The organism is Pseudomonas tumuqii (genome assembly GCF_013184545.1).
In the GTDB taxonomy this organism is placed as follows: domain Bacteria; phylum Pseudomonadota; class Gammaproteobacteria; order Pseudomonadales; family Pseudomonadaceae; genus Aquipseudomonas; species Aquipseudomonas tumuqii.
Genome location: NZ_JAAOJA010000014.1, coordinates 48204 through 72814, shown reverse-complemented (window position 1 = coordinate 72814; position 24611 = coordinate 48204). Strand labels below are relative to the sequence as shown.

17 protein-coding genes are annotated in these 24611 nt (G+C 59.3%); 3 read left to right on the top strand and 14 right to left on the bottom strand.

What is annotated here, in order from left to right:
- The 4 genes from G9C89_RS21325 to G9C89_RS21310 are packed head-to-tail and all read right to left on the bottom strand — an operon-like array spanning position 1 to position 3076.
- The gene (locus G9C89_RS21325) at positions 1 to 807 is read right to left on the bottom strand and encodes an enoyl-CoA hydratase/isomerase family protein (protein WP_172151974.1); all 807 of its coding nucleotides are present in this window, start codon (positions 805 to 807) and stop codon (positions 1 to 3) included.
- Between the two features lie 10 nt (positions 808 to 817).
- A complete protein-coding gene (locus G9C89_RS21320; protein ID WP_172151972.1) occupies positions 818 to 1582 on the bottom strand; it encodes an SDR family NAD(P)-dependent oxidoreductase in 765 nt (254 codons plus the stop codon).
- A gap of 1 nt (position 1583) precedes the next feature.
- Positions 1584 to 2729, bottom strand: coding sequence for a thiolase family protein (locus tag G9C89_RS21315; RefSeq protein WP_172151970.1), 1146 nt, complete (start codon positions 2727 to 2729; stop codon positions 1584 to 1586).
- Positions 2726 to 3076 carry a Zn-ribbon domain-containing OB-fold protein gene (locus G9C89_RS21310; RefSeq protein WP_172151968.1) on the bottom strand — a complete coding sequence of 117 codons (351 nt, stop codon included), beginning with the start codon at positions 3074 to 3076 and terminating at the stop codon, positions 2726 to 2728. Before G9C89_RS21310 ends, G9C89_RS21315 begins: the two co-directional genes overlap by 4 nt.
- 241 nt (positions 3077 to 3317) lie before the next feature.
- Between G9C89_RS21310 and G9C89_RS21305 the strand changes: the two genes are divergently transcribed.
- On the top strand, positions 3318 to 4466 hold the full coding sequence (locus G9C89_RS21305; protein ID WP_172151959.1) for an XdhC family protein: 1149 nt from the start codon (positions 3318 to 3320) through the stop codon (positions 4464 to 4466).
- 146 nt (positions 4467 to 4612) lie between these two features.
- Here G9C89_RS21305 and G9C89_RS21300 read toward each other — a convergent pair whose 3' ends face one another.
- The 4 genes from G9C89_RS21300 to G9C89_RS21285 form a co-directional block, all read right to left on the bottom strand.
- Complete coding sequence (locus tag G9C89_RS21300; RefSeq protein ID WP_172151957.1) at positions 4613 to 6784, bottom strand: xanthine dehydrogenase family protein molybdopterin-binding subunit; 2172 nt, start codon at positions 6782 to 6784, stop codon at positions 4613 to 4615.
- Positions 6785 to 6786: 2 nt separating this feature from the next.
- Positions 6787 to 7266 carry a (2Fe-2S)-binding protein gene (locus G9C89_RS21295; protein ID WP_172151955.1) on the bottom strand — a complete coding sequence of 160 codons (480 nt, stop codon included), beginning with the start codon at positions 7264 to 7266 and terminating at the stop codon, positions 6787 to 6789.
- A 170-nt stretch (positions 7267 to 7436) separates the two neighbouring features.
- A complete protein-coding gene (locus G9C89_RS21290; protein WP_218575956.1) occupies positions 7437 to 7703 on the bottom strand; it encodes a c-type cytochrome in 267 nt (88 codons plus the stop codon).
- 110 nt (positions 7704 to 7813) lie between these two features.
- Positions 7814 to 8755, bottom strand: a complete 942-nt coding sequence (locus G9C89_RS21285) for a LysR family transcriptional regulator (protein WP_172151952.1) — start codon at positions 8753 to 8755, stop codon at positions 7814 to 7816.
- Positions 8756 to 9014: 259 nt separating this feature from the next.
- On the opposite strand from G9C89_RS21285, the gene G9C89_RS21280 reads away from it, so the two are divergent.
- Entirely contained in the window at positions 9015 to 9623 is a 609-nt protein-coding gene (locus G9C89_RS21280; RefSeq protein WP_172151949.1) for a nucleotidyltransferase family protein, read from the top strand.
- Positions 9624 to 10081: 458 nt separating this feature from the next.
- Here the strand turns inward: G9C89_RS21280 and G9C89_RS21275 are convergent, their stop codons facing one another.
- Positions 10082 to 11221 (bottom strand): hypothetical protein, encoded by a 1140-nt coding sequence (locus G9C89_RS21275; RefSeq protein WP_172151947.1) that lies wholly within the window; start codon positions 11219 to 11221, stop codon positions 10082 to 10084.
- 817 nt (positions 11222 to 12038) lie between these two features.
- Here G9C89_RS21275 and G9C89_RS21270 point away from each other — a divergent pair.
- The gene (locus G9C89_RS21270) at positions 12039 to 12320 is read left to right on the top strand and encodes a helix-turn-helix domain-containing protein (RefSeq protein ID WP_172151945.1); all 282 of its coding nucleotides are present in this window, start codon (positions 12039 to 12041) and stop codon (positions 12318 to 12320) included.
- Positions 12321 to 12414: 94 nt separating this feature from the next.
- Here the strand turns inward: G9C89_RS21270 and G9C89_RS21265 are convergent, their stop codons facing one another.
- From G9C89_RS21265 to G9C89_RS21245, 5 genes are all read right to left on the bottom strand, one after another.
- A complete protein-coding gene (locus tag G9C89_RS21265; protein ID WP_172151943.1) occupies positions 12415 to 12855 on the bottom strand; it encodes a hypothetical protein in 441 nt (146 codons plus the stop codon).
- Positions 12856 to 13064: 209 nt separating this feature from the next.
- Positions 13065 to 16232 carry a type I restriction endonuclease subunit R gene (locus G9C89_RS21260; RefSeq protein ID WP_172151941.1) on the bottom strand — a complete coding sequence of 1056 codons (3168 nt, stop codon included), beginning with the start codon at positions 16230 to 16232 and terminating at the stop codon, positions 13065 to 13067.
- A gap of 181 nt (positions 16233 to 16413) precedes the next feature.
- On the bottom strand, positions 16414 to 21192 hold the full coding sequence (locus G9C89_RS21255; protein ID WP_172151939.1) for a DUF3320 domain-containing protein: 4779 nt from the start codon (positions 21190 to 21192) through the stop codon (positions 16414 to 16416).
- Between the two features lie 37 nt (positions 21193 to 21229).
- Entirely contained in the window at positions 21230 to 22522 is a 1293-nt protein-coding gene (locus G9C89_RS21250) for an McrC family protein (RefSeq protein ID WP_172151937.1), read from the bottom strand.
- Positions 22519 to 24306, bottom strand: a complete 1788-nt coding sequence (locus G9C89_RS21245) for an AAA family ATPase (protein WP_172152006.1) — start codon at positions 24304 to 24306, stop codon at positions 22519 to 22521. The genes G9C89_RS21250 and G9C89_RS21245 overlap by 4 nt, the downstream gene beginning before the upstream one ends.
- Positions 24307 to 24611 lie beyond the last annotated feature (305 nt).

Below are 24611 nucleotides of genomic sequence, written 5' to 3'. Positions count from 1 at the left end.
CTAGCGCCCCCGATAGTCCGGTGAGCGTTTCTCGGCGAACGCGGCCCGCCCTTCCAGGCGATCCTCGGTGTCACGCAGCACGCCCCAGTACAGCTCGGTGAGGCGCTGGGCATCACGTTCAGACAGGTGCGCGGTCTGCGTCGACAGCGCCTGCAGCGCTTGCACCGCCAGCGGCGCGGCGGCGGCGATGTGCTCGGCCAAGGCGAAGGCGCGTTCGTTCAGCGCCGCGTGGCTGTCGGCGACTTCCGAAACCAGGCCGATGGCCGCCGCCTGGCGCGCGTCGAGACGCTGCCCGGTCAGCGCCATCTGCATGGCATGGGCCGCAGGCACCGCCCTGAGTAGCCGGTGTAGACCGGAGACGGCAGGAATCGAACCGACCACCGCCTCCGGCAGGCCGAAGCTGGCATTCGCTGAGGCGATGCGCAGGCTGCACTGCAGGGCCAGCTCCAACCCGCCACCTAGGCAGTGGCCGTTCACCGCCGCGATCAGCGGCTTGCGCAGTTCGAGATCGGTGAGGTCCATCAGGCGGATATACAGGCCCGCATCCGCCGACGGCTCATTGGCGAGGAACAGCGCCTCGGCGTAGGAAGCGGACGAGTCGCGCGTGCTCTTAAGGTCGGCGCCGACGCAGAAGGCCCGCTCGCCGCTCCCGGTGAGGATCGCCGTGCGGATTTCGCGGCGGTCGCGCACCTCGGCCAGATGCGCGCGCAGTTCGCGCAGCGCCTCAAGGTTCAGCGCATTAAGCGCCTCGGGGCGGTCGAGGACGATGCGGGCGACCGCGCCGTGGATTTCCAGAGTTACGGCCATGGCTACCTCCTCACACGCTCGCCGACGACAGGCTACGCCCGCCGCAGACGTAGAGGGTCTGCCCGGTGACGTAGGAACTGGCCGGGTCGAGGAAGAACTCCACCGCGTTAGCGATGTCGTCCGGGGTGCCGATGCGTTTGACTGGCACGGTGTCCTTGAGCCGCGCCTGCACCTCGGGATCGAAGCTCTGGAACAGCGGCGTGTCGACGATGCCGGGGGCAACGGCGTTGACCGTGATGCCCTTGGCGGCGAATTCGATCGCCAGGCTGCGGGTCAGGCTGACCACCCCACCCTTGGCCGCGGAGTAGTTGGCCTGGCCGAAGCCGCCTAGCCAGGCACGCGAGGATAGGTTGACGATACGACCGAACGCGCGCTCCAGCATCAGCGGCAACGCCGCCTTGCAGCAGAGAAACTGCGCGCGAAGGTTGGTATCGACCACCAGGTCCCAGTCTTCCTCGGTCATCTTCAGGAAGCGCTTGTCGCGCACCACGCCGGCGTTGTTCACCAGAAAATCCAGGGCGCCGTGACGTTCGCCGATCTGCGCGAAGGCGCGCTCGACCGCCTCGCCGTCGGTGAGGTCGAGGGCGAGGCCGTGCACCTCCATGCTCAGGTCGCGTAGACGGGTGACGGCGGCGGCCAGCGCCGCCTCGTCGCGATCCAACAGATAGACGGTCACTCCCTGCGCCGCCAGGCGACTGGCGATGCCCAGGCCGATGCCGCGTGCGGCGCCGGTGACGGCCGCGATCTGGCTGCTGTGAAAACGTTGCTTGTTCATCTCACACCCCCAGCACGTGCACGGACGAAGCGGCGTGGTCGACGCCGGCGATGCCGCCGCCGGTGCATTGCGCCACACCGATACGTGGCGCGTTGGCCTGGCGTGCGCCAGCACGGCCCTGCAACTGCCACATCAGCTCGACCATTTGCGCCACACCGGTGGCTCCCAGCGGGTGCCCCTTGGCCAGCAGGCCGCCACTGGGGTTCACCGGCACACGGCCACCGACCTTGGTGGCGCCGGAATGCAGCAGTGCCACCGCTTCGCCCGGCGCAGCCAGGCCGAGGGCCTCGTAGTAGAGCAGCTCGGCGATGGTGAAGGCATCGTGCAGCTCGACCACATCGACGTCACTTGGCTCGACGCCGGCCTGCTCGTAGGCCAGGCGCGCGGCGCGGGCGGTGATCTCGGCGTCGAGGATGTCGTCACGCGGTCCTTCGGCCAGGCCCGAGACCACAATAGAGCCGAGCACGCGTACGTCCTTGGCATGCGGGCCGGAGCGCTTGCCAAGTACCAGCGCCGCGGCGCCATCAACCTGGGACGGGCAGCACTGCAGCAGGGTCAGAGGATCGGCGATCATACGCGAGGCCAACACCTCTTCCAGGGTCACCGCGTTGCGCTGCTGGGCGTATTCGTTGAGCGACCCGTGGAAGCGGTTCTTCACCGCCACGGCGGCGAGGTCGGCAGGCTGGGCGCCGCGCTCGTGGAGGAAGCGCGTGGCGCGCATGGCGTAGACGGCAGGCAAGACCATGCCGGCTGCGGCATAGAGGTCGGTCTTCTCGTCGTTGCGCTGCATCGGGATGGTGCCGCCACCCAGCGCGGTCAGTTGCTCGATGCCGAACACCAGTACGGTGTCGTACTGCTCGGCCAGCAGCGCGTGCTTGGCCAGGTGCACGGCGGTGGCGCCGCTGGCACAGGCATTCTCGATGTTGTAGACGGGGATACCAGCCAGACCGAGGTCGCGTAGGATGACCTGGCCGAGGATCATACCGCCCAGCACGTTGGCGCAGTAGATGGCCTGGATATCCTTGAGCACTAGGCCGGCGTCGGCCACCGCGGCGAGAATCGCCTGCTGCGCCAGTTCAGGGGCCTTGACGCCCACATGCTTGCCGAAGCGGGTCATAGCCCCGCCCATCACGTGCATCTGCTTCATTGCGCATCCTCCGCCAGTTCGAACGCATAGCCATAGGTGGCGTCGGGCACTACCCGACAGACATCGCCGATGGCCGGACGGCGCGTGCCGTTGACTCGGCCGAACAGGCGCGCCGGGCCGAGCAGATCCAGGTAGCCCAGGGCGAAGGGCTGCTGCCCGCTCTTAGAGCCCGGGTGGATGACGGTGAAGCTGTAGAGAGTGCCCTCGCCCTCCAAGAGCAGGCCTTCGTACTGGTCGGCCAGCGGCGAGTGGGCGGAAACCGGCGGGAAAACGATCTCGCCAGATGCACGGTGGCAGGAAGCGAGCAGCCTCGCGGGAGCGCCTTCGCTCCACAGGGACGTATTCATTGTTGGACCTCCAGTTGCAGGTGCCGCGACCACGGCGCCATGGAGGTATGTTCGGCAGCTCACCGCGGGCCGACAAACGATATAAAGACGCCTGTCGATTGAGAAAAACTGAAGCCATAGCCACCGCACAGGCGAACAGTATTAAGCAATGCTTCAAGGGCTATGCGTGTATAGCGGGCAATCCCACGCACGCCCTGGTTAATAATCAGGACTGCCACTCCCTGATCGGAACAGCGAGCCCATGAGCGAGATTGCGAAACTGCTGGAAGCCCTGGACGAACTTGCCGCCACACGTCAGGACGCGGTGCTGGCGACCGTGGTCAAGGTCGAGGGGTCGGCCTATCGGCGCCCCGGCGCGCGCATGCTCATCCCCCAGGTTGGCGCCGCGCTCGGCACGGTGAGCGGTGGTTGTCTGGAGGGTGACCTGGCCAGGAAGGCCTGGTGGCTGACCGAAGCGGGGGTTCCCGTGGTGCGCAGCTACAGCACCGGCGTCGACAGCGACGAGGCCGGGGAAGAGGAGGAACTGGCCTTCGGCCTGGGCTGCAACGGCACGGTGCATATCCTGCTGGAGCGCATTCGCGCCGGGCAGCCCTTCCTGCCGGCGCAACTGCTGCGCCAAGTGCTCTCAGCCAAGTGCCCCGCGGTGTTGGCCACGGTGATCGCCAGCGGCGCCACGGCCGTGCGCCTCGGCGAGCGCGCCGCCGTCGACACCACGGGGGAACTGCACGTCCTGGTCGAGCACCCGTCACTGGTGGCACTGCTGTCGGCCGATCTGCACAAAACGCTGGGACTGCGCCGCTCGGCGATCCAAGGTTATCGCCTGGACAGCGGCGAGGTCGAAGTCCTGTTCGAGTACCTGCCGCCACCGCGCAAGCTGGTAGTCTTCGGCGCCGGCCACGATGCCCAGCCCTTGGTGAGCCTAGCCAGGCAGCAGGGCTGGCAGGTGGCGGTGGTCGACGCGCGCAGCCATTTCGCCCGCCGTGAACGCTTCCCCGAGGCCGAGCAGGTGCTGAACCTCCAGCTCGACCACCCCCATGATCTCGCGGCGCTGGTCGCCGACGCCGCGGTGGTCGTCATGTCCCATAGCTACAGCCAGGATCGTCACTGGCTGGAACAGGCGCTGCGCCAGCAGCCCGCCTATATTGGCCAACTGGGCCCGCGCAGCCGCACCGAACGCCTGCTCGGCGAGATGGCGCCGGACGTTCGTTCGCTATACGCCTGCGCCTGCCTGCATTACCCCATGGGACTGGATATCGGTGGGGACGCGCCGGAAAGCGTGGCGCTGTCGGTGCTGGCGGAGATCACCGCCCATTTCAACGGCCGCGACGGGAGGATGCTCAAGGAACGCGAGGCGCCCATCCATGATTGCGAGCCGGCACTGCACGGCTAACAGGCCGTTATTAACGCAGTATTGGTCACGTAGGTAGTTTTTCTACGGCCTGCTAACCCTGCTCTCCCGCATGTCCGTCAGGGCCGCCGACGCTCGACGCACGCGCCAGCCGCCTGCCCCTCGACAGGTGCAGGCGGTGCTCCCGGTCAGGCTTGGCGGAGCTCTTCGGGGTCGATGGGCAAACTGCGCAGGCGTTTGCCGGTGGCGGCGAATACCGCATTCACCACCGCCGGGGCGATAGTCACGGTCGGCACCTCGCCGAGGCCACCGGGCGACTCGCTGCTCGCCACCACATGGGTCTCGATCACCGGCGTCTCGTTGATCCGTAGCATGCGATAGGTGTCGAAGTTGCCCTGCTCCACCTGGCCATCCTTGAAGGTAATGTTGCCGTAAAGCACCGCAGTCAGGCCGAAGATGGTGCCGCCCTGCATCTGCGCGACCACGCTGTCCGGGTTGATGGCGATGCCACAGTCGACCACCGAGGTGACCTTGTCGACCTTCACCTCGCCATTCGGGCTAACGGTCACTTCGGCCACCTGCGCGGCGAAGGTGCCGAAGCAGTGGGTCAAGGCCAGGCCGCGTCCACGCCCGGGTTCCAGCGGCGTGTCCCATCCAGACTTCTCCCGCAGCAGCTCGAGCACCTTGATCGCCCGCGGGTGCTGCTGCAGCAGCGGGTAACGGTACTCGAACGGGTCGGCCTTGACCTGCTGGATCGCCTCATCGAGCAGCCCCTCGACCATGAAGGCGTTCTGCGTATGCCCCACGCCACGCCAGAAGGCCGGGAGGATGCCGCTCGGTGGTTCGTGGCGCACGTAGTGCACGCTGAGATTGGGGAAGGCGTAGGGGCCGCAGGCATCGCGCACCGCGTCGCCATCGACGCCGTCGATGAAACCCGCAGGCAGCCAGCGCGCCAGGATCGAGCCGCCGGTGACCTTGTGCGTCCAGGCGATAGGGCGATTCTGCTCGTCCAGCCCCACACTCAGATGGTTGTAGTGGAAGGGTCGCAGGGTGCTATGCCGGGTGTCCTCCTCGCGCGACCAGATGACCTTCACCGGATAGTCGACCTGCTTGGCGATCTTCACCGCATCGGCGACGAAATCCACTTCCAGGCGCCGGCCGAAACCGCCGCCGATCAGGTGGTTGTGCACCTGCACGGCCGCCTCCGGCAGGCCGGTCAGTTGCGCCGCCACCGCCTTGGCGCGGGCGGGCACCTGGATGCCCAGCCACAGGTCGCAGGCGTCCTTGCGCACATGCACGGTGCAGTTCACCGGTTCCAGGCAGGCATGGGCCAGGAACGGCACATGGTAGGTCACCTCGAGCTTTTTCGCCGCCTTGGCCAGCGCCTCCTCGACGTTGCCCTCGCTGCGGGCCTGCGCTCCAGGCTGCATCGAGGCGGCCTTGATGTCCTCGAGCATCTGCGCACTGGACACCTTGGCGTTGGCGCCGCCGTTCCACTTGATCTGCAACGCCGCCAACCCTTTGCGCGCGGCCCCCATGTGGTCGGCGACAACGGCCACCGAGTTGTCGGTGCGCACCACCTGGTGCACGCCGCGCACCGCCATAGCCGGTTCTGGATCGACCGAATCGAGGGTGCCGCCGACCACCGGGCAGAGCATGATCGCAGCCACCTTCATGCCCTCGGGGTGCACGTCGATACCGAACACCGCCTTGCCGTTGACCTTGTCCGGCGAGTCGGTGCGCTTGGCGGCGGTGCCGATCAGCTTGAAGTCCTTCGGCTCCTTCAGCGGCAGGCTCTCGGGCAGCGGTAGCTTGGCCGCGGCGTCCGCCAGTTCGCCGTAGCCGAACTTGCGCCCGCTGGTCGGGTGCAACACCTCGCCGCGCTGCGCCTTGCAGCTGTCGGCCGCCACCCCCCATTGTTGCGCTGCGGCCGCCACCAGGAGGATGCGCGCCGCCGCCCCCGCCTCACGCAGGGGCGTCCAGTTGGCCGGCACCGAGGTCGAGCCGCCGGTGACCTGGAAGCCCAGCATAGGGTTGGCGTAGCGCTGATCGTCCGCCGGCGCATGCGCGATGATCACCTGATCGAGGCCGACCTCCAATTCCTCGGCAATCAGTGCCGGCATCGAGGTGTAGGTGCCCTGGCCCATCTCCACCGGCTGAATGGTGAGGAAGATGCGGCCGTCGCGATCGATTCGCACGTAGGCGTTGGGGGCGAAGGCGCCCTCCGTGGCCTGAACACCGCGCATCAGCCCCGGCAGGGCGAAGCTGATCAGCAGACCGCCGCCGACCGCGGCACTTGCCTTGAGGAAAACGCGGCGGCTGAAGCCCAGGGGCTGCGCCATGTGTTGGCTGCCGTTCATGTTCAGCCCTCCGCTCTGGCAACGGGCGACTGGCCGGCGGCGATCTTGATCGCCTCGCGTACCCGCACGTAGGTGCCGCAGCGGCAGATATTGCCGGCCATCGCACCGTCAATGTCGCTGTCGCTGGGGTTGGCGTTGCGCGCCAGCAAGGCGGTGGCGGACATGATCTGTCCGGACTGGCAGTAGCCGCACTGCACGACTTCATGGGCCAGCCAGGCTTCCTGTATGCGCTTGCCAGCCGGCGTTTCGCCGACCGACTCGATGGTAGTGATTTCGGCGCCGACCACGGCACTGACCGGCATGACGCAGGAGCGCACCGCGTTGCCGTTCATGTGCACGGTGCAGGCACCGCACAACGCCATGCCGCAGCCAAACTTGGTACCGGTCATGCCGAGCACGTCGCGCAGCACCCACAATAGGGGCGTGTCGTCGTCCACGTCGACCTGATGCTCGGTGCCGTTGATCTTGAGAACATGAGCCATGAAACCTCCTCGCCAATCCGGTAGGGGTCCGCTTTAATCCCTTTGCTGCTCGCAACGGTGAGCGGGTCGAATCATAGTTATGGCAGTGGTACACACGTCGTTTCGGGCGGTTTGTTTCTAATGATTTGTGCTCAAAAGCCACTCGGCGATGCTGACCAGATCAACATCGCTCAACTAGGTCTGAGGCGGCATAGGCACAGCCCCCATTGCCCTGAGCTACCGTTTTTCATACTGGCACTCAACTGCTCGGCGTTCTTGCTGCCATCGCCGTAGCGCTGGGCGATTTCCTGCCACGACGGTCCTACGATGCGGGTCGCTGGCTGATGGCAGGCCTTACAGGCATTGCTTTGCAGTAGCTGCGCCACATCGGTCTGAGCATGGGCTAGCGATAACGACAACAGACCACATGCGGCCGCTAGAACAGGGATCTGGCGCATGGTCATCTCCTTTCGCTGTCCACCCCAAAGACTAGATAGCCAGCATCCCCCTGAAAACCGCACATTCGTGCAAGAGCCTTGAAGGCAAACTTAATACTCGCCCCCAGACATCAGGGCCGAGTCGAAAATGATTCAGGGGCCGCTCGACCCGGTCCCTCGACCTCAGCCCCACGCAGGTGATCGATGAACAGGCGCAGGCGACTGGAAATGCTCCGGCGATCCGGAAAATAGAGCATGTAAGGGGAAACCGCCCTCTCCCAACCCGCCAACACCCTGACCAGACGCCCCTCCTGCTGCAGGGAGTCAGTGTGGCCGCTGGACAGATAGGCGATACCCAGTCCGTCTAGAGTAGCCTGTAACTGCGCCGCCGAATCGCTGTATACCAGCCGGCTCTTGATACTGAGATGAAGGCTTCCCTGTTCGCTGTCGAACGTCCAGCGCTCAACAACACCGCTTCCCACTTGGCGGTAGCCGATGCAGTCATGCTTTAGCAAGTCGTTCGGGTGAGCAGGTATCCCACGGCGAGCCAGATAGTCGGGTGAGGCTAGCGCAAGCATGCATCGCTCCGGCCCGACGCCGACGGCCACCAGGTCTCGATCGATCTGCCAATCCAGGCCGAGACCTGCATCGAAGCCTTCACGAACCAGATCCACCCTCGATTCGCACAGGATAATCTCCATGTCGATGGCAGGATAACGTTGGAGAAAACGGCCCAGGGCCGGGCGCAGCACCGTCAAATAAGCCGGGGTCGTTGCGACCAGACGCAACACTCCCGAGGGTTCGACAGTGCTATAAGCGATTTCCTCAGTTGCCTGGGCTAGTTCCACGATCAGGGGCTTTACTCGATTAATAAAGCGCTCACCGACCTCAGTTAATTTCACACTGCGTGTAGTGCGTTTGAACAATACAACCCCTAACCGCCCTTCAAGGCTACGTACAACCTGGCTGACAGCCGAGGGCGACACACCCATTTGGTGTGAAGCCAAAGTGAAGCTGCAATGCTCGGCTACATGTACGAAGGTCACTAGGCCATCGAGTTGATCCTGGCGCATGCTATCCCTCTCAAATACTCTGCAACTGACGCTCGCTGAACCAAGTCACTGCAAACTGGCATGAGCTTCAAGCTTGGAACTGCTTGCCCTGAAGTTATATATGCAGCGGGTTAAGCAAGACTCCGTCAGTGCAACTCAAGACGACAAGCGAGGAAAACGAATCATTCATTTGACTTTTAGTCAACTCAAGCCCCTCATCTGCAGAACGCTCTGAGACGAGCCTATACTCACAACGTGATTAGCTGAGCGAACACCGGAAATGGGTAAGACTTCACCGACCTGCCCAGTGGCTGGCCTAGTGCTGGCAGCTGGTTACAGCAGGCGCTTTGGAAGCGACAAACGCAGGAGCGTGCTCGACACTGGCCGTTCACTGCTCGGCACTAGCCTTACGCTACCCTGCACCTTGCTGCAAGAGGTCTGGGTCGTATTAAGGCCGGACGAATCCCCCGGCGGTTTAGAGCTTCCCGCAGCAGTAAAAATTGTTCAGGATCCAGCCACCCCCCTGGGTATGGGCCACAGCATCGCCGCCGGGGCCAGGCGACTTACCTCCGAATCACAAGCTAAGGCAGTAGCCATATTTCTCGCCGATATGCCATTGATCAACCGAGACACCCTCGAAGCCCTACTGGCTAGCGCTGCGCCCGACAGTATTGTCATCCCAAGTTATCGCGGCACTCGCGGGCATCCCGTACTGTTCGGCAAGCACTTTTGGCCGAGCCTCAGCGAACTTTCCGGAGACGGCGGTGCCAGATCGGTTATCGAGAGATTTCCGAAGGCGCTGCATCTGCTCGAACTAAATGACCCAGGCATCCTTCTTGACGTCGACACCCCGCAAGATTGGCACGCGTTGTTACCCTCCCGCGACTGAGGTGGTGCTGCCCGCCAGAGCTGCCCAGTAACTTAGGCTGGACCATGACAGCTCCACTTTATCTGCCCGCTCCTTCTGCTCCATCCAAAACCTGGACCTCCTGTTATGCCTGTCGGCGCTGCCCGAATACTGATCCAGTAACAGTTATTCTACCGGCTAAAACTGACCCATATGCTCAACCGCCCCAACTCAGCTTCCAGGAATAGAACATGGGCCACCAGATGCGAAACCAGCAATCCGCCCTGGGTGAAATTTCAATCGGCAGGGTGGGTCAATTTTCCATCAGCGCCAACACACACGCTCTTTACGTATGCAGCCCAGGGTGGTTTGGAATCACCGCCTGATCGGCGAATCCGTGGGGCCCACCCTCATCACAGATACAGCATGGCAGGCATCCTCCAGATGCTCCGCCTTCGCGGCACACCGACAACTACCTTGAAAAACGCCGCTGGTTGGTGCTATAGATTCAGCAGTTTTTTTAACAGTGGCCAAGGATCCTCTAAGGTACACTCAGTATAACCATTAAACTTAAGCTGCGGCATGTAGCTTGGCAGCGTTCGTTTTAACTCCCCTTCTAGTCTAAGCACCTCACAAAGCGACTTACTTACAGCATGCTCAATGGTCCAACTATACGTATTGAAAAAAGAAAAACGGTTTTCTGGATGTTTATTTGTCGTGTGTCCGACCTTAAAGAACCCCTCCTCACCATTATCCATGTACGCAATATACAACCAAGCATCAACAGCGCCGAGTTCTGGCTCTTGTTTTAACCGGACGTCAGTAACCCCCCCGATTCCTTTACGCTTAAGAAACCCACATTCTGGGCATCCATCACCTCTACTCAAATGTTTAGTTGGCGTTATCTCAAACGAGCCATGCACAGCACAGCTAATTTTAATCTTGGTGTGAGCGTTAATGTAGTCGACCTCCGAATAGTCATACTTCGCACCATGTTTATTCTTGGCCTCAAGAATGAACACGTCATTTTTCTTGTGCGTCATATTCCTTCTTTCATCCCAACATTTTTGACAGCCCATCCCACGAGAGTGCTGGTAAAAATCTTGCGAAAAAAGTCCGTGCTGAGGGCATCCGATTTGCACCTTGTCGCTAGCCTTCCCATCTAACGGCACTAGCGCATAGTCATAAAAGTCTTTATGTTTTTCCCTTGCCCGCTCAATATGAGTGAATATTCCTAACTCACGAACCTTCCCTCTCTGCTCAGCTGCGCACCTTTTACATCCATAACCTGCGAGATGAGAATCTGGACTTTGTTGGAATGGGCCATGCCTTGCGCATTCAATTATCACATTCGTCCTTGCATTAAGGTAATTAACCTGAGCATAGCTATATCTACTTCCATGGATTCGATATGCTCGAGCAACGAACGCGTCCCCACTGGATCTGCACTTGTTAGCGCGTCTACTCACCCCGCAGTCTTTGCAGCCTTGACCGATGAGATGGTTCGAAGGCTCCATCATAAAAAGACCATGTTCGGGACATACAATTGGCACTTTAGAACTGGCTGAATAATTTTCTATTTGATCGTAGCAATACTTATCGCCATGCTTATATTGAGCTTTGGCGATAAAATCACTCACTGATTGCCTGCGCTTTATGGATCTACTTTTTACACCGCAGTCTTTGCACCCGCAGCCCGCCAAGTGGCTAGAGGGTGTTTGCGGGAATGCCCCGTGCACCTCGCAAGAAATGATGACCTTTGTTTTGTTGTCTATATATATGACACTGTCGTAATTATATTTATCCCCATGCCTCTTCCTTGCCCCCTCAATAAAGAGCTGTCTTCGATCCTGCCCAACTGATTTACTCTGCATAGTTTCACCATCGCGTTTTTCTGATGGGAAGTTGATAGACGGGAGATATCTGAATTTGCTCAGACCCTCTCAATTCCTCTTCTCGATTGCTAACAATCAACCGCGATACGCTTCATAACGCCTCTCCCAATCATCAGTCACCACCCTCTGTGGTATAGACCTGTGGCGCGGGGAGAGCCCATTACGGCATTCAACCGGCAGCCATTGGACTGTTTCCAGGTGTAGCTCGCCAATGGATTGATCTTGGCTTAACGCTCAAGCAAGCCGACGATTAGCACTAAATCGTCGGCTGCCATGGGAAGCGTTCACCTAGCAGCCTGGGACGAAAGCCGTTGGCAGCGTGAAAGCGCAAGATCGCGTTCTTGAAGGTACTCGCGCGTTAGGTAAAACCATTCCAAACTGCTTGATTGGGCAATGAAGCCCACCTGTCGGTGTCCCGCTCGAAGAATGGCGATTCAGGGAGACGGCCTGAAAGGTAGGTTTCGAACATGTCATATGCTCCAGAAGGCAAGTATGCGTACTATAGTAGGTGGTACTATAGTAAGCAAGATGGCCTCATCATCTTTTTTGTAGAGATGATGATATGGAGCTAAACGACGCGTTCGCCGAGGCTCTTCGGTCAATGCGCCAGCGTAGAGGGCTGACCCAGGAGGACTTCGTCATGGTCACGAGCCGGGCGTACATGAGTCTTCTGGAGCGTGGGTTGAGATGCCCCACCTTAGAAAAAGTCGAGGAGCTGGCGTCAGTGATGCAGATCCACCCGATAAGTCTGATTGTTGAGTGCTATCTGACTAGGGACCCGGACATAGACCTAAAGGAGATTTTCAAAATGGTCAGGACGGATCTAAAAATCGATCTCCCATAGGTGCGGTCTGCAGGGCCGGCCACTTCAGACCAGGAAGATGCCTGGAGAATCCGGGGCGATTCATCCTTTTGTTTAAAGCCCGCTTGTTCAATGCTCAACTCAGATGATGCCGATAGCTTGGCGAATTGACATCATGCTTATGAGTTGTTGTTCGTCGGGAAGAAGTACAGAACAGCGGGTCACTCCAGACCAGCTCACCTGTACTTGGGCGGCGCATGATGTTGCTGATGTGAACATCGGCATCGCCGCCGACGCGGGCGGCCGTGGCCAGAGTGTACAGCAGCAGGGAAAATCCAGGATGTTGTTCGGCCTTGTGCTGGCCGCGCTCGATCAGCACGGGCAGGTCTTGCTCCATGACCAGTTGCTCACCGTCGCTCAGTTCGTGCAACAGAGCGTCCAGGCGCTGGATGGTGGCGTCCTGGCAGTTAAGCACTTCCAGCCATTCAACTTCGGCCAACCAGTAGAACTCGTCGCCTATTTTCAGCACGTCCTCATCGGAGGGGGCTACGGCACCGAAATCCTGCAGGATGCGCATAACCTGCAGATTGTCGCGCTCGGATTCCCTAGCGGGAAAGTTATGGCCGCAGCCATCCCGGTCAGGCGATAAAGACTGCCGTCTTTCTGAAACAGCATTGCGGAGGAACCTTCGGCAAAAAAGTCCGGCCGCTCATAGAGGCTCCTGACGGCGAAGCCACTCGTAGAAGGGACCCTTGAAAATTGCTGTCGCATCTATCATTAGGCTCCTTACATCCAGGCCTCACATAACGACTCGGCCTGCTCCAGTACCAACTGCGCAGCCTCCTCCTGTTGATCCGGCGGATACTTGTATTTGCGCAAGATGCGTTTGACCAGCAGCCTGAGCTTGGCCCTTACGCTGTCGCGACTGCTCCAGTCGACGCTGACGTTCTTGCGCAGGCTGTCGGTCAGTTCGTGGGCGATCTTGGCCAGGGTTTCATCGCCCAGCTCACGCACCGAGGCTTCGTTGTTGGCCAGGGCATCGTAGAAGGCCAGTTCGTCATCGTTCAGACCCAGGGCATCCCCGCGCTTGCTGGCGGCGGCGAACTTCTTGGCCATTTCGATCAGTTCTTCGATCACCTGGGCGGTTTCGATGGAGCGGTTCTGGTAGCGTTTGATCACGCTGTCGAGCAACTCGGAGAACTTCTTCTCTTGCGCCAGGTTGCTGCTGAAGCGGCTCTTGATTTCCCCTTCGAGCAAGCGCTCCAGCAGCTCCACCGCCAGGTTCTTCTCTGGCAGGTTGCGCACCTCGGCGAGGAAATCCTCATCCAGCAGGCCGATATTGGGCTTGTCCAGGCCAACGGCCTGGAACACATCCACCACCTCGCCGGACACCACCGCATTGCCGATGATCTGGCGGATGGCCAACTCGCGCTCTTCGTCGGTCTTCTTCTGCGCGCTGACTTCACGCTTGATCAGCATCACCTTGATCGCCTGGAAGAACGCCACTTCCTCGCGCACTGCCTTGGCTTCATCCAGGGTGCAGCACAGGGTGAAAGCCTTGCTCATGGCCAGGGCGTTGTCGGCGAAGCGTTTCTTGCCATCCTTCTCGCCCAGTACATGGTTGGCGGCGCCGGCCAGCAGCTTGTGGCCGCCGGTGAGGAATTCGCTGAAGTCGAAGCCATGCAGCAGGCTGCGCAGCACATCGAGCTTTTCTTCCAGCAGCGCATACGCCTCATGGGCATCCACCGTTGGCCGGCCACGGCCCTTGCTGGCGGTGTACTCCTTGAGCGCCGCTTTCAGCTCGTTGGCGATGCCGATGTAATCCACCACCAGTCCGCCCTGCTTGTCCTTGAACACGCGGTTTACCCGGGCGATGGCCTGCATCAGGTTGTGGCCCTTCATCGGCTTGTCGACGTACAGGGTGTGCACGCACGGGGCATCGAAGCCGGTCAGCCACATGTCGCGCACAATCACCAGCCTGAGCGGGTCTTGCGGGTCCTTGAAGCGTTTCTCAAGGCGTTTTTTCACCTGATGGCTGTAGATATGCGGACGCAGTAACGCCTTGTCCGAGGCGCTGCCGGTCATGATCACCTTGATCGCGCCCTTCTCCGGGTCTTCGTCGTGCCAGTCGGGACGCTGGGCGATGATCTCGTTGTACAAGTGCACGCAAATCTCACGACTCATGGCCACCACCATGGCCTTGCCGTGCTGGGCCTGATTGCGCTCTTCAAAGTGCGCGACCAGATCCTTGGCCACGCTCTGAATCCGCGGTTCGGCACCCACTACCTTTTCCAGAGCCGCCCAACGGCTCTTCAGCCGGGACTGCTGGCCTTCCTCCTCGTCTTCGGCCAGCTCATCGACCTCGTCGTCGATATGCGAAAGCTCACTGTCCTTGAGCGATAACTTGGCCAGCCGCGACTCGTAGTAGATGGCCACGGTGGCGCCATCTTCCTTGGCCTGCTGCATGTCGTAGACGTGAATGTACTCACCGAACACCGAGCGCGTGTCACGGTCTTCACTGGATACCGGCGTACCGGTAAAGGCCACGAAGGTGGCATTAGGCAATGCATCGCGCAGATGCTGGGCATAACCGACCTGATAGCGCGCGCTGCTTTCGGCGGCCTGCAAATAACCGCCAGGCGCCAGCTCGGTGGCGTTCTTGTCCTGAGCAGGATCGCCAGCAAGCTGGCTCCTACCTGGGGCCTTCAACTGGGCACCGAAACCATACTGGGTGCGATGGGCCTCGTCGGCGATCACCACGATATTCGAACGGTCGGAGAGCACCGGGAAGCAGTCTTCATCCACTCCCGGCATGAACTTCTGAATAGTGGCGAACACAATGCCGCCGCTCGGACGATTGGCCAGTTTGCTGCGCAAGTCGCCACGGGACTCCACCTGCACCGGCTGCTCGCGCAACAGATCCTGCGACAGGGAAAACACCCCGAACAACTGGCCATCCAGGTCATTGCGGTCGGTGATCACCACAATGGTCGGGTTCTCCATCGCCGCTTCCTGCATCACCCGCGCGGCGAAGCAGGTCATGGTGATGCTCTTGCCGGAGCCCTGGGTATGCCACACCACCCCGCCCTTGTGCGTACCGCCTGGGCGGGAGGCTTTTACCACCTGCTGAATGGCTACTCGTACCGCATGGAACTGGTGGTAACCGGCAATCTTCTTCAGCAGCCGTCCGTCGTCCTCGAACAGCACGAAGTAGCGCAGGTAATCGAGCAGCATCTCAGGCGCCATCACCCCGCGCAGCAGGGTTTCCAGTTCATTGAACTGGCCCAGCGGATCGATGCCGATGCCGTCGATGGTGCGCCAGTTCATGTAGCGCTCACCGTCGGCCGACAGCGAGCCCATGCGCGCCTCGCTGCCGTCGGAGATCACCAGGATCTGGTTGTACTGGAACACATCCGGGATCTGTTCCTTGTACGTCTGGATCTGGTCAAACGCCTTCCAGAGATTGGCATGCACATCCGCCGGGTTCTTCAACTCCAGCAGCACCAGCGGCAGACCGTTGACGAACAGAATGATGTCCGGTCGACGGGTGTGCTTGGGCCCCTGGATGCTGAACTGATTGATCGCCAGCCAGTCGTTGGCCTTGACCTGCACCCAGTCGATCAGGCGGACGAAATCGCCACGGGTCTCGCCATCCTTCTGGTACTGCACCGGCACACCGCCGACCAGCAAGCGATGGAACAAGCGGTTGGCCGACAACTGCACCGGCACGCCCAGTTCCAGCACCTGCTTGAGGGCATCCTCGCGCGCGGCCAGCGGCACCGCCGGGTTGAGCCTGGCAATAGCCGCCCGCAGCCGCCCCGCCAACACCACCTGGCGATAGCTCTCGCGCTCGGGGCTGTCGCCATCGAGGGCGATATCGGGGCCGTACACATGGGTGTAACCCAGCTCGGCGAGCCATTCGAGTGCTTCTTGTTCCAGCTGGTCTTCGGTCATGCCGACTCGTTCCTTGATTCATTTGCCGATGCGTTGCGCTCTGCGCAACCCATCCACTAATTTTTTGCCAGTGCTCGCCTGAATCTATCCACCGATATCCAGAGCTGACTGCGGTGTAAATTCCATCAACAACCGTTCTACTTGATCGCTTACTTGGTCGGTTACTTAGTCGCTCAGCCTGTCAGACCGGTTGAGAACTCAGCATTCCATCTACGCACGCCAAATGCCCAGCACGAGTTAGATCATCCAAACGAGCCTCAAGCACCCCAGAGATTTTCGCTGTCGCACGGCCGAAACCAAGCAGAGACAGCGCTCCAGAAACAGCATCCTCACTCGCCATAGAGAAGCCCAGAGTGACCGTTTCTAGCAGTGCCAGATCCATCTCCTCGGGCGCTACCAGTTCAATCTTGCGCTCACTGGCGTCCAGCTGAGCGCGATTTCTGATTTGCATGGCTTGCCCGTTGACGGAATAGACAAATCCATCACGCTGACGAAACTGTTGCTGCCGGCAACCAAGCCGAATGGCCTCCTGCACCGCCGTGGCAATTCTCGAACCCGCCCGCGCCACCCCAAAAGCTTCCATAAGACGACGCGTGATATCACTCTCGTGGACCGGTGACTCTACCTCGACCACAGAGCTGATCATTCGAATCAACCGCTCGGGCTTTTCCTGATGAAGCTGCAGGCTAGGATCCATCGCCGGACTCAGCCGTGCCTGTATATAGGGTCGGCTCGAACTTGGTAGTTTTTCCTCGGCCGGTTGCCCGCGCACAATTTCATGCTTTTGCTCAGGCGCAGTCACGTCAGGCACCGCCATATCTCGCTGCTCCGCAAGTTTCTGCCGTGCAGCCTCAATAGCCGCTACGGCACGGGTAATTTCCTGCTGCGGGTTACGGAACCAGTCCGTGCTCCAGATTCGATGGAAATTCCAACCAAGCCCTTCAAGCACGCCCTGACGCAAACGGTCACGGTCACGGGCGGAGCGCGAGCTATGGTAAGCAGCACCATCGCACTCGATCGCCAGCACATAACGTCCCGGGTACTCTGGGTCTTTGACGGCGATATCGATGAAGTAACCCGCCGTACCCACCTGCGGCTCAATCACATAGTTGCGCTCACGCAGCGCTTCGATCACCTCAAGCTCAAAAGGCGAATCCGCCGCTTTCCCAGTTTCCTTGGCCACCGCTAACTCGCCGGTTTCGGCAAATTTGAGGAAATTACGCAGTGCCCTCAACCCGTGGCTTGCATCAGCATCCAGCTCCAGCTCATCGGCCCTGAAGTTACAGAACACTCGCATGGCCATTTTCGCGCGAGTGATCAGAACATTAAGCCGGCGATGCCCGCCTTTGGAGTTCAACGGGCCAAAGTTCTTGGCGATACGGCCGGACTCATTCCGACCGTAACCAACACTGATAAAAATCACATCGCGCTCATCACCCTGGATGTTTTCAAGGTTTTTAGTGAAGAAGGGCTCGCTGCTTTCGCTTGTGAAGAACACCTCGGCCTCTGGCGTTTTCCGGCGCAGCAACTCGACTTCGACTTGGATTAAATCCCGCTGCGCCACGCTGAATGCGGCAACCCCCAAAGACAGCTCAGGGGTAAGGATGGCGTGCTCCATCACTGCGCGAGCGACTGCCTTGGCTTCGTCTTTGTTTGTCCGCGTGCGGCCACGATCGAAAAGCGCCGTCGGTAGATAGTCAAGGCTCACGCCCTTAGCATGTGGATGCTGACCCGCAGACGGGAACACCACCAACTTACTGTCGTAAAACTCGACGTTGGAAACGGCAATCAATGATTCATGCCGGCTGCGGTAGTGCCAGCGCAAGTAGCGCTCCTGACTACCCGCGGCCTTGAACATGGTCAGAATGCTTTCGATATCACCCGTGGCACTGTCTTCATCATCCATTTCGACTTCACGGCTGAAAAAGTCGGTAGGGGGCATCTGCCGAGTATCGCCGACCACTACGACCTGTTTGCCACGCATGATCGCGCCAAACGCATCAACCGCCTTAACCTGCGAGGCTTCGTCGAACACCACCACATCGAACTCCAGCTTGCCCGGCGGCAGGAAGTTGGCAATCGACATCGGGCTCATCATAAACACCGGCTTGATCTGCTGAATCGCGCGACCAGCCTTCTCGATCAACTGGCGAATCGGCATATGCCGCCGCTTCTTGTTCAGCTCACCACGCAAGATGGCCATCTCGCCCGGCTGATTGATATTCGGCATGCTTTCCCAAACCTGCTTAGCCAGGCTGGTTTGCGCATGGCGTAAAGAGGCGAGGTCAAGATTGCGGAAACGACTGATCTGATGCTCATGCTTGATTCGATCAAACTGCTGCAAAGCAGGCTTATCGGCATAGACCCGCTGCACCAGCCCTGAGTACCAGGAAAGATCGAGAATATCGGTCAATAGCGCCGGCTCATCGCTGACCTTAGCAAGCTGCAGGAGCTCATCGAGACGTTCAGCGCGCAGTTGCCCTGCAAGAACGTTCCAACGGGACATTTGGTAAAGCGCTGTCAGGTTATCCAACCACTGCGCTAACCGTGTCCCAAGGGCTTCGAGGCCCAGCGCCCGGATACTGTCTTGGTCTTTCTGCGACTGCATTCCGGTGACATCCAGCGAACTGCGTAGTGCCTGGTCCAAGCCGACCACATGTTTCTCGATGCCAGCGACAGCATCGCCAAGCCCACTGGCATCCGCATGACCGGCCAGGAAGCTAATGATCCCCTGCGGGATATCACCATTGCCTAAATCGTCATGCAGCTTGATAACCCAACTGCTCAACCGTTCGAGCACGGCCCAATCAGATTTTTGCCGCTGCCACTGGGCGCCGAACAGAGCGCTGCCCAACGCCTCATGCTGATCGTAAATTTTCTTGCCCTGCTGGTAGGTCAATACCGAATCCACCAGCGCCAACAGCTCGGGGTTGGTTTTCGGTAGAGCCTCTCGAGCCAAGCCCTGCAGGCGTGTACGCGCTGCACGGAAACGCCCGGAGAACACTTTCCACCACTTATCGCCGTAAGCCAGTAAACACTGGCGAACCTCCAGCAGATCCTGCTCCCAAGCCGCATCGATCAGCACACTGTCATGCTGGTTACGACAGGTCGACATCTGCTCCCCGGCCTGTAGCAACTCACGAATGACATCGCGGCGCACTTGCCAGTCGCCGGTAGACAACTGCACCCCTTCCAGGCGCGGTGCCTCTGCAGCGCGGCGAGCCGCGCGGCAAATAACGTCTACATCCGCCAGAGTCGCCGGGTGGGTCAGCATTAATCGTTGAGAAAGAGCACTGGCCGCTGACTGCAAGGCGGCCAAATGGGCACTCGCCTGCTGCAACGCATCGGTAGCGCTATTTTGCTCGATGGGTGAAAAGTAGGTGCGCTCCGTCCCCCAGAACACACTTTGATCGGGGCGGCCCATCTCCTCGAGATGCAGCACCAACTCCTTCACGAGCTCACGGCGCCTCAACTGCTCGGCATGGCTCCAGGTGGCCATGGGCGCAAAAGCTAAAACCGGCAAGCCAGGCTTGGTGCGCTTCAGCTTCAGGTAACTGCCCAGCACCTCGACAAAAACCAATCCGCTGGCACCGGCCAGCGAACTGACTGCCTCGCAGTAAAGGTTCAAGCCATCTTGCAGCTCTTTCAAGCTGGCCAGGTCTTCCACGCCTACCTTGGTCAGTGGCCGGCCCTGATCAAGCGTACGTGCCAGCTCTTTAAGCACCGACTGTTTGGTCGACTTGTGGCTGTGCAACTCAAACACCGCGTCGCCTAGGTGGCACTCATCCAGGCGCCGCTTAACCACCTCAAGGGCGGCCATTTTTTCAGCGACAAACAACACGGTCTTCTTCTGGCCAATCAACTCCGCGATCACGTTGGTGATGGTCTGGGATTTACCCGTACCCGGCGGCCCCTGGATCACCAGGTTCGAGCCGGCACGTATTTCCAGAATCGCTTCGGTCTGGCTGCTGTCGGCATCCTTCACAAAGCGTACATCGCCGGGGTTGATCACTGAGTCGATGTTGACCTCTTCCGGATAAGCACTGCGCTGGTCGCCAAAACCGCCACCCAGCAAACGCTTCATCACCCCATGCTCGCCAGGCTGCTTTTCTTCTGGCCAGCTCTTTGGGTCGAGGTCCTTGAACATCAAGAATTTGCCAAACGAGAAAAACCCCAGGGCCATTTCATTGGGTACGATCTTCCAGCGCTTTTGCTTGCTGATAACATCGCCGACATCGGCAAAGAACGCACTCAGGGCTTCGCCTTCGGTGGCATCCGCCACCTCTGCCAAGCTGCATGCCGACATATCCAGGCCAAAATCAGTTTTAAGCTTGGCCACCAGCGACAGGTTATCCACCAGGTCATCGCCTGAATACTTCAGTGCAAAGCCGTCTTTAGCCCCGCCACGCTCCATGCTTACCGGCAGCAATAACAAGGGGGCTTTGCGCAGCATGTCCGAGCTGTCGGCTTCGTACCAATGCAAAAAACCCAGGGCCAGAAACAGGGTATTAACCCCCTGCTCCTCGATAAAACCCTTGGCCTCGGCATGTATTTTCAACAACTGCAGAAATAGCCGTTCGTCATCCAACGCAGTCTGTAGCCGAGTGTCGAGGTGGCGGCGTGCTTTACCGCTAGCAGTATCCGCATCGTCATCGGCGGCACCAGACCAATCCAGGCTGTCCAGCTCGTGCAGCAGCTGTTCATCGCTCGCCGACTCGTCATCCTCAAACGCATCCGGATTGACCGACTTGGCCATTTCCGCCAGTTTTTTCCGGGCCATTGGCGCGAAGGTCATCGCCTTTTCCTGGCGATAGAGAATATTGAAAACCTCCTCCGACAGCTCATCCACCACCACCAGGGTTTTGGCTGTCTTGCGGAAGTTGAGCATGTTGTTGCGAAGCCCGATATCCAGCAGCTCTTTGCGGCTGCTTTGCAGCTTCTGGCTGATCCCTGCGCTCATAGGTCTCTCTTCATAGTTGGCAAAACGTCAGACGCCCTTAACTTGCCTGACGCAAGGTATCTTTGCTCAGAGGCAATCCCAAGAGCTCCACGCCATAGAGGCGTTCTTCATCCAAATCAAAAGGCAACACCCACAGCCGTAATTGATCGCTGAACTGGAACAGTGGCAAAGCCTGTTTGAACTTCGCCCAACGTGGGTAGATCAGCACCATCTCACCCTTCCCACCCAGATACTTCTGACCGTATGCAAACAACTGGTAGAAATCGCTCTGACTGAGGCCGTATTTGCTCTGGCGGTCCAGCTCATCCAATCGCTTCCACTTGGTATCCAATACAAACGTTGCATCGCCCTGCCGCACCAGGAAGTCAGGCTCAAGCTGGAAAATTGGCTTGTTCATATGCTGGCAGAGAGACTGACTTCTGGCAGGTGCTGCAAGTGTGACACTCGCTTGCAGATTGCGGCGCAGCCAATCCCCAACATAGCGTTCGAACAGCTTTTCCATGGGGAACAGCAGACTCATGCCCTGCCACTCACCCGTCACGGCAATCGGCATTTGTTGATTGAGAACCAGCTCGCACCATGGCTTCACTGCCTGGTAATGCGTCATCAACCGATCCTGACTCCAAGACTTGAAATCGGCCACGACCTGCCGACTAGCTGGTACTTCCGCCAGCAGCGAACGCAATTCATTGGCCAATCGCCAATTCGCTGCATCCTGAGTTGCCTTGGCTACCTGCTCCAACGCCAGTTTAAGCAAGCGGTTCTCCGCCCGATCGGGCAAAAAAACATCGTGACGAATTTGAAAGTGGTGCTGCCGTCCAGGCGGCTGGCGTATTTGCGCCACCACATTGAGTTGTCCGCGCAGGAAGCGCTGCTCTTCCTCGATACGTTGATAGTCAAAGCGAATACCGCGCTTGACCAGATGATCGAGCTCATTGAGGAACTGCCCCATTACCCATTCGGTAAGCGGAGCATCAAACAACTCCAAGCCAGTCACAGACACCAGCCGCGGCTTGAGAGACAGAGCAGCTTGAATCAGTTTGCGCAGTAGAGCTCGACTTTTGCGCTCGCACTCCCCTTGCTCAAAGTGCTTAGGCAAAATTTCCAGGCGCGTACCACAGGGAGTTTCTACCACCCCCACATAGCTGTCCCATTTAAGGGAACGTTGACCTTCAACTTGCAAGAGGGTTGCTCCCCCGCAGTTGAAGCTGGCACTCAGATCGCACAACCAGTCGAACGCACTTGCCGACACCTGTGCCTGATCAAGTGAGGGCGCCACCGCCTCTGTAGTGAGGAGGGCATACTCGCGGATGGTGATCAGCGACTTCACGCCGGCTCAACTAGAAGTTGTGTGATCAATTGGCGCCCTAAGGCACGGGTATTCAGCGCGTTACCCTGTGCGTTGAGTGGGCTCATTCCCAGTACACTCGCGACTGTCCGCAGCAGCGGCTTGCTCGGCACCTGCCGTACCCCGGCTCGCCATATCTCGACAGTGCCACTGACTAGCTCACGCAGCGTCAGATCACCATGAACCGCCTCACGTTTGACCGCCGCCATGCTGCTCGTCTGCTGATGGTCGATCACCCCCAGATAAGCCTCTAGACGATCAAATGCCTCCTCGCTCACATGCCAGGTCTGGCCACTCGGCCCAATATTCACCTCAGCTCCGAACAGCGTCTGCAGATTGTTCGACTGCTGGCATAGAAAACGGTCAACATCCGCCTTGCGGTGGTCATTGAGCACCCACTGTATGCGCTGCCAATCCTCGAAAAAATACTCCTGCAACAGAGGCAGCACCTGGTTACGGAAGATCAGCGCCAACCGCTCCAGCGTCGGCGTTTCCTTGAGCGGCATGAAGTAGGCATGCCCCAGACAATGATCACGATTTAGCAACACTTCGATGCGCTGGTTCATCACTCGCAACAGCTGGCCCACATCGATAGCATCCTCAACCATCACACCGTCTAGCAGGTCAGGACGCGGTGGCATTTCGTGGAAGGTAAAACGCCGTCGCAAGGCGATATCCAACCCCGCCAGCGAACGGTCAGCAGTGTTCATGGTGCCGAGCAGATACACATTGTCAGGCACGCTGAAAGGCTTCTTCGAATACGGCAGCTTCAGGCTCAGTGCCTCGGCGGCACCCTCGCGCTTGGAGGGCTCGATCAGGGTGATCAACTCACCGAAGATGCGCGAAACGTTGCCACGGTTGATCTCATCAATGATCAGTACATAGGGTTTTCGCTCGGCAGAAGGCGCAACTGCCGGCTCGACCGGTTGAGCACCCTGCTGCTGCAAATAAGCCAGCAGATCCGCCCACGAGAAGCGCTTCATGGCATAGACCGTCTTCAGGGTGAACTGCCGGTTATCGTTCAGCGGCAGAATCGACAGGTCGATGTCCCGGTATAACCAGCGCACAGGGCGCACATGCTGGTAATCCCCAATGACGCCGAAGGGCACCTTTTCCTCGTAGCGATAATCGCCGGTCACCACGCCAACGGCACCGATCAGGTCGGCGGACTGAATGCACAGCAGAATATCGCCCACCGTCACCTGCTCGGCGAAATAGCTCAGCGTGCCTTTATCTCCAGAACCGAGTGCCTCGTAGTAGCTGTCCTGCTCAGACGACTCGCGCAGGTCGCCTGTTTCCCCCCAGCCGACTCGCGCCTCACCATGTTCCAGGCAGTAGTTCTTGGTCGAAGACGGGCCCGTACCGTTGATGGAAATTTTCCAGATGCGTGGGTTAGCGCGAATACCACTTTCAACCTGCGCGCCGCTCGATCGCGCATCATCGCAGAGTTGCTTGAACACTCCAGGCTCCACGCGGTACTCGATCTGCCCGCTCTCGCCATCGCTGTCGGCGCGCAAACCCTCGACGAAGTCCTCATAGCTGAAGCTTTGATGGAAGGTGGCAAAACGCACACGATCTTCCTTCACCAACTCGTCATAGCGGTCCTTGAGTCGCCTGCGCGTAACTACGTCTTCGCCAGGGCAATCAGCCAGCAATTGTGGATCTAGAATGGCCAACGCATGGTTGATGGTGTTGTAGGTTTTGCCGGTGCCCGGCGGGCCATACAGAATGAGATTGAGCGGAGAATCAAATGGCGTCTCGTTCATGTCAGAACTCAAATAATCAGCTGGCATATCCGTCTCCTCCGTGGCGGGGACGCCTGCATAGCCAGGTGGAAAAAGCCCCGAGCCACTCATCTGAATCCCTTCGCGCTCCATCCCTACCTTAATGCCATCCAGCCACTCATCCAGCTCGTGAAAATCAGGATTATCTCTAGAGTTGACGCGGCGCACGGCCACATGCGGCCAACAGGCATCGGTGATGTACTTGTCACTTGCCAGGACGCAAATAGCACTATCCCGTATCCATATCAGGAAGAAGGGTTTTCCTTTTTTGGCAGAAGCGCTTCTGA

Excerpts from the sequence above, each read along its gene's own strand:
- G9C89_RS21325 (WP_172151974.1), bottom strand. The coding sequence starts at position 807 with ATGGCCGTAACTCTGGAAATCCACGGCGCGGTCGCCCGCATCGTCCTC.
- G9C89_RS21320 (WP_172151972.1), bottom strand. The coding sequence starts at position 1,582 with ATGAACAAGCAACGTTTTCACAGCAGCCAGATCGCGGCCGTCACCGGC.
- G9C89_RS21315 (WP_172151970.1), bottom strand. The coding sequence starts at position 2,729 with ATGAAGCAGATGCACGTGATGGGCGGGGCTATGACCCGCTTCGGCAAG.
- G9C89_RS21310 (WP_172151968.1), bottom strand. The coding sequence starts at position 3,076 with ATGAATACGTCCCTGTGGAGCGAAGGCGCTCCCGCGAGGCTGCTCGCT.
- G9C89_RS21305 (WP_172151959.1), top strand. The coding sequence starts at position 3,318 with ATGAGCGAGATTGCGAAACTGCTGGAAGCCCTGGACGAACTTGCCGCC.
- G9C89_RS21300 (WP_172151957.1), bottom strand. The coding sequence starts at position 6,784 with ATGAACGGCAGCCAACACATGGCGCAGCCCCTGGGCTTCAGCCGCCGC.
- G9C89_RS21295 (WP_172151955.1), bottom strand. The coding sequence starts at position 7,266 with ATGGCTCATGTTCTCAAGATCAACGGCACCGAGCATCAGGTCGACGTG.
- G9C89_RS21290 (WP_218575956.1), bottom strand. The coding sequence starts at position 7,703 with ATGCGCCAGATCCCTGTTCTAGCGGCCGCATGTGGTCTGTTGTCGTTA.
- G9C89_RS21285 (WP_172151952.1), bottom strand. The coding sequence starts at position 8,755 with ATGCGCCAGGATCAACTCGATGGCCTAGTGACCTTCGTACATGTAGCC.
- G9C89_RS21280 (WP_172151949.1), top strand. The coding sequence starts at position 9,015 with ATGGGTAAGACTTCACCGACCTGCCCAGTGGCTGGCCTAGTGCTGGCA.
- G9C89_RS21270 (WP_172151945.1), top strand. The coding sequence starts at position 12,039 with ATGGAGCTAAACGACGCGTTCGCCGAGGCTCTTCGGTCAATGCGCCAG.
- G9C89_RS21265 (WP_172151943.1), bottom strand. The coding sequence starts at position 12,855 with ATGCGCATCCTGCAGGATTTCGGTGCCGTAGCCCCCTCCGATGAGGAC.
- G9C89_RS21260 (WP_172151941.1), bottom strand. The coding sequence starts at position 16,232 with ATGACCGAAGACCAGCTGGAACAAGAAGCACTCGAATGGCTCGCCGAG.
- G9C89_RS21255 (WP_172151939.1), bottom strand. The coding sequence starts at position 21,192 with ATGAGCGCAGGGATCAGCCAGAAGCTGCAAAGCAGCCGCAAAGAGCTG.
- G9C89_RS21245 (WP_172152006.1), bottom strand. The coding sequence starts at position 24,306 with ATGAACGAGACGCCATTTGATTCTCCGCTCAATCTCATTCTGTATGGC.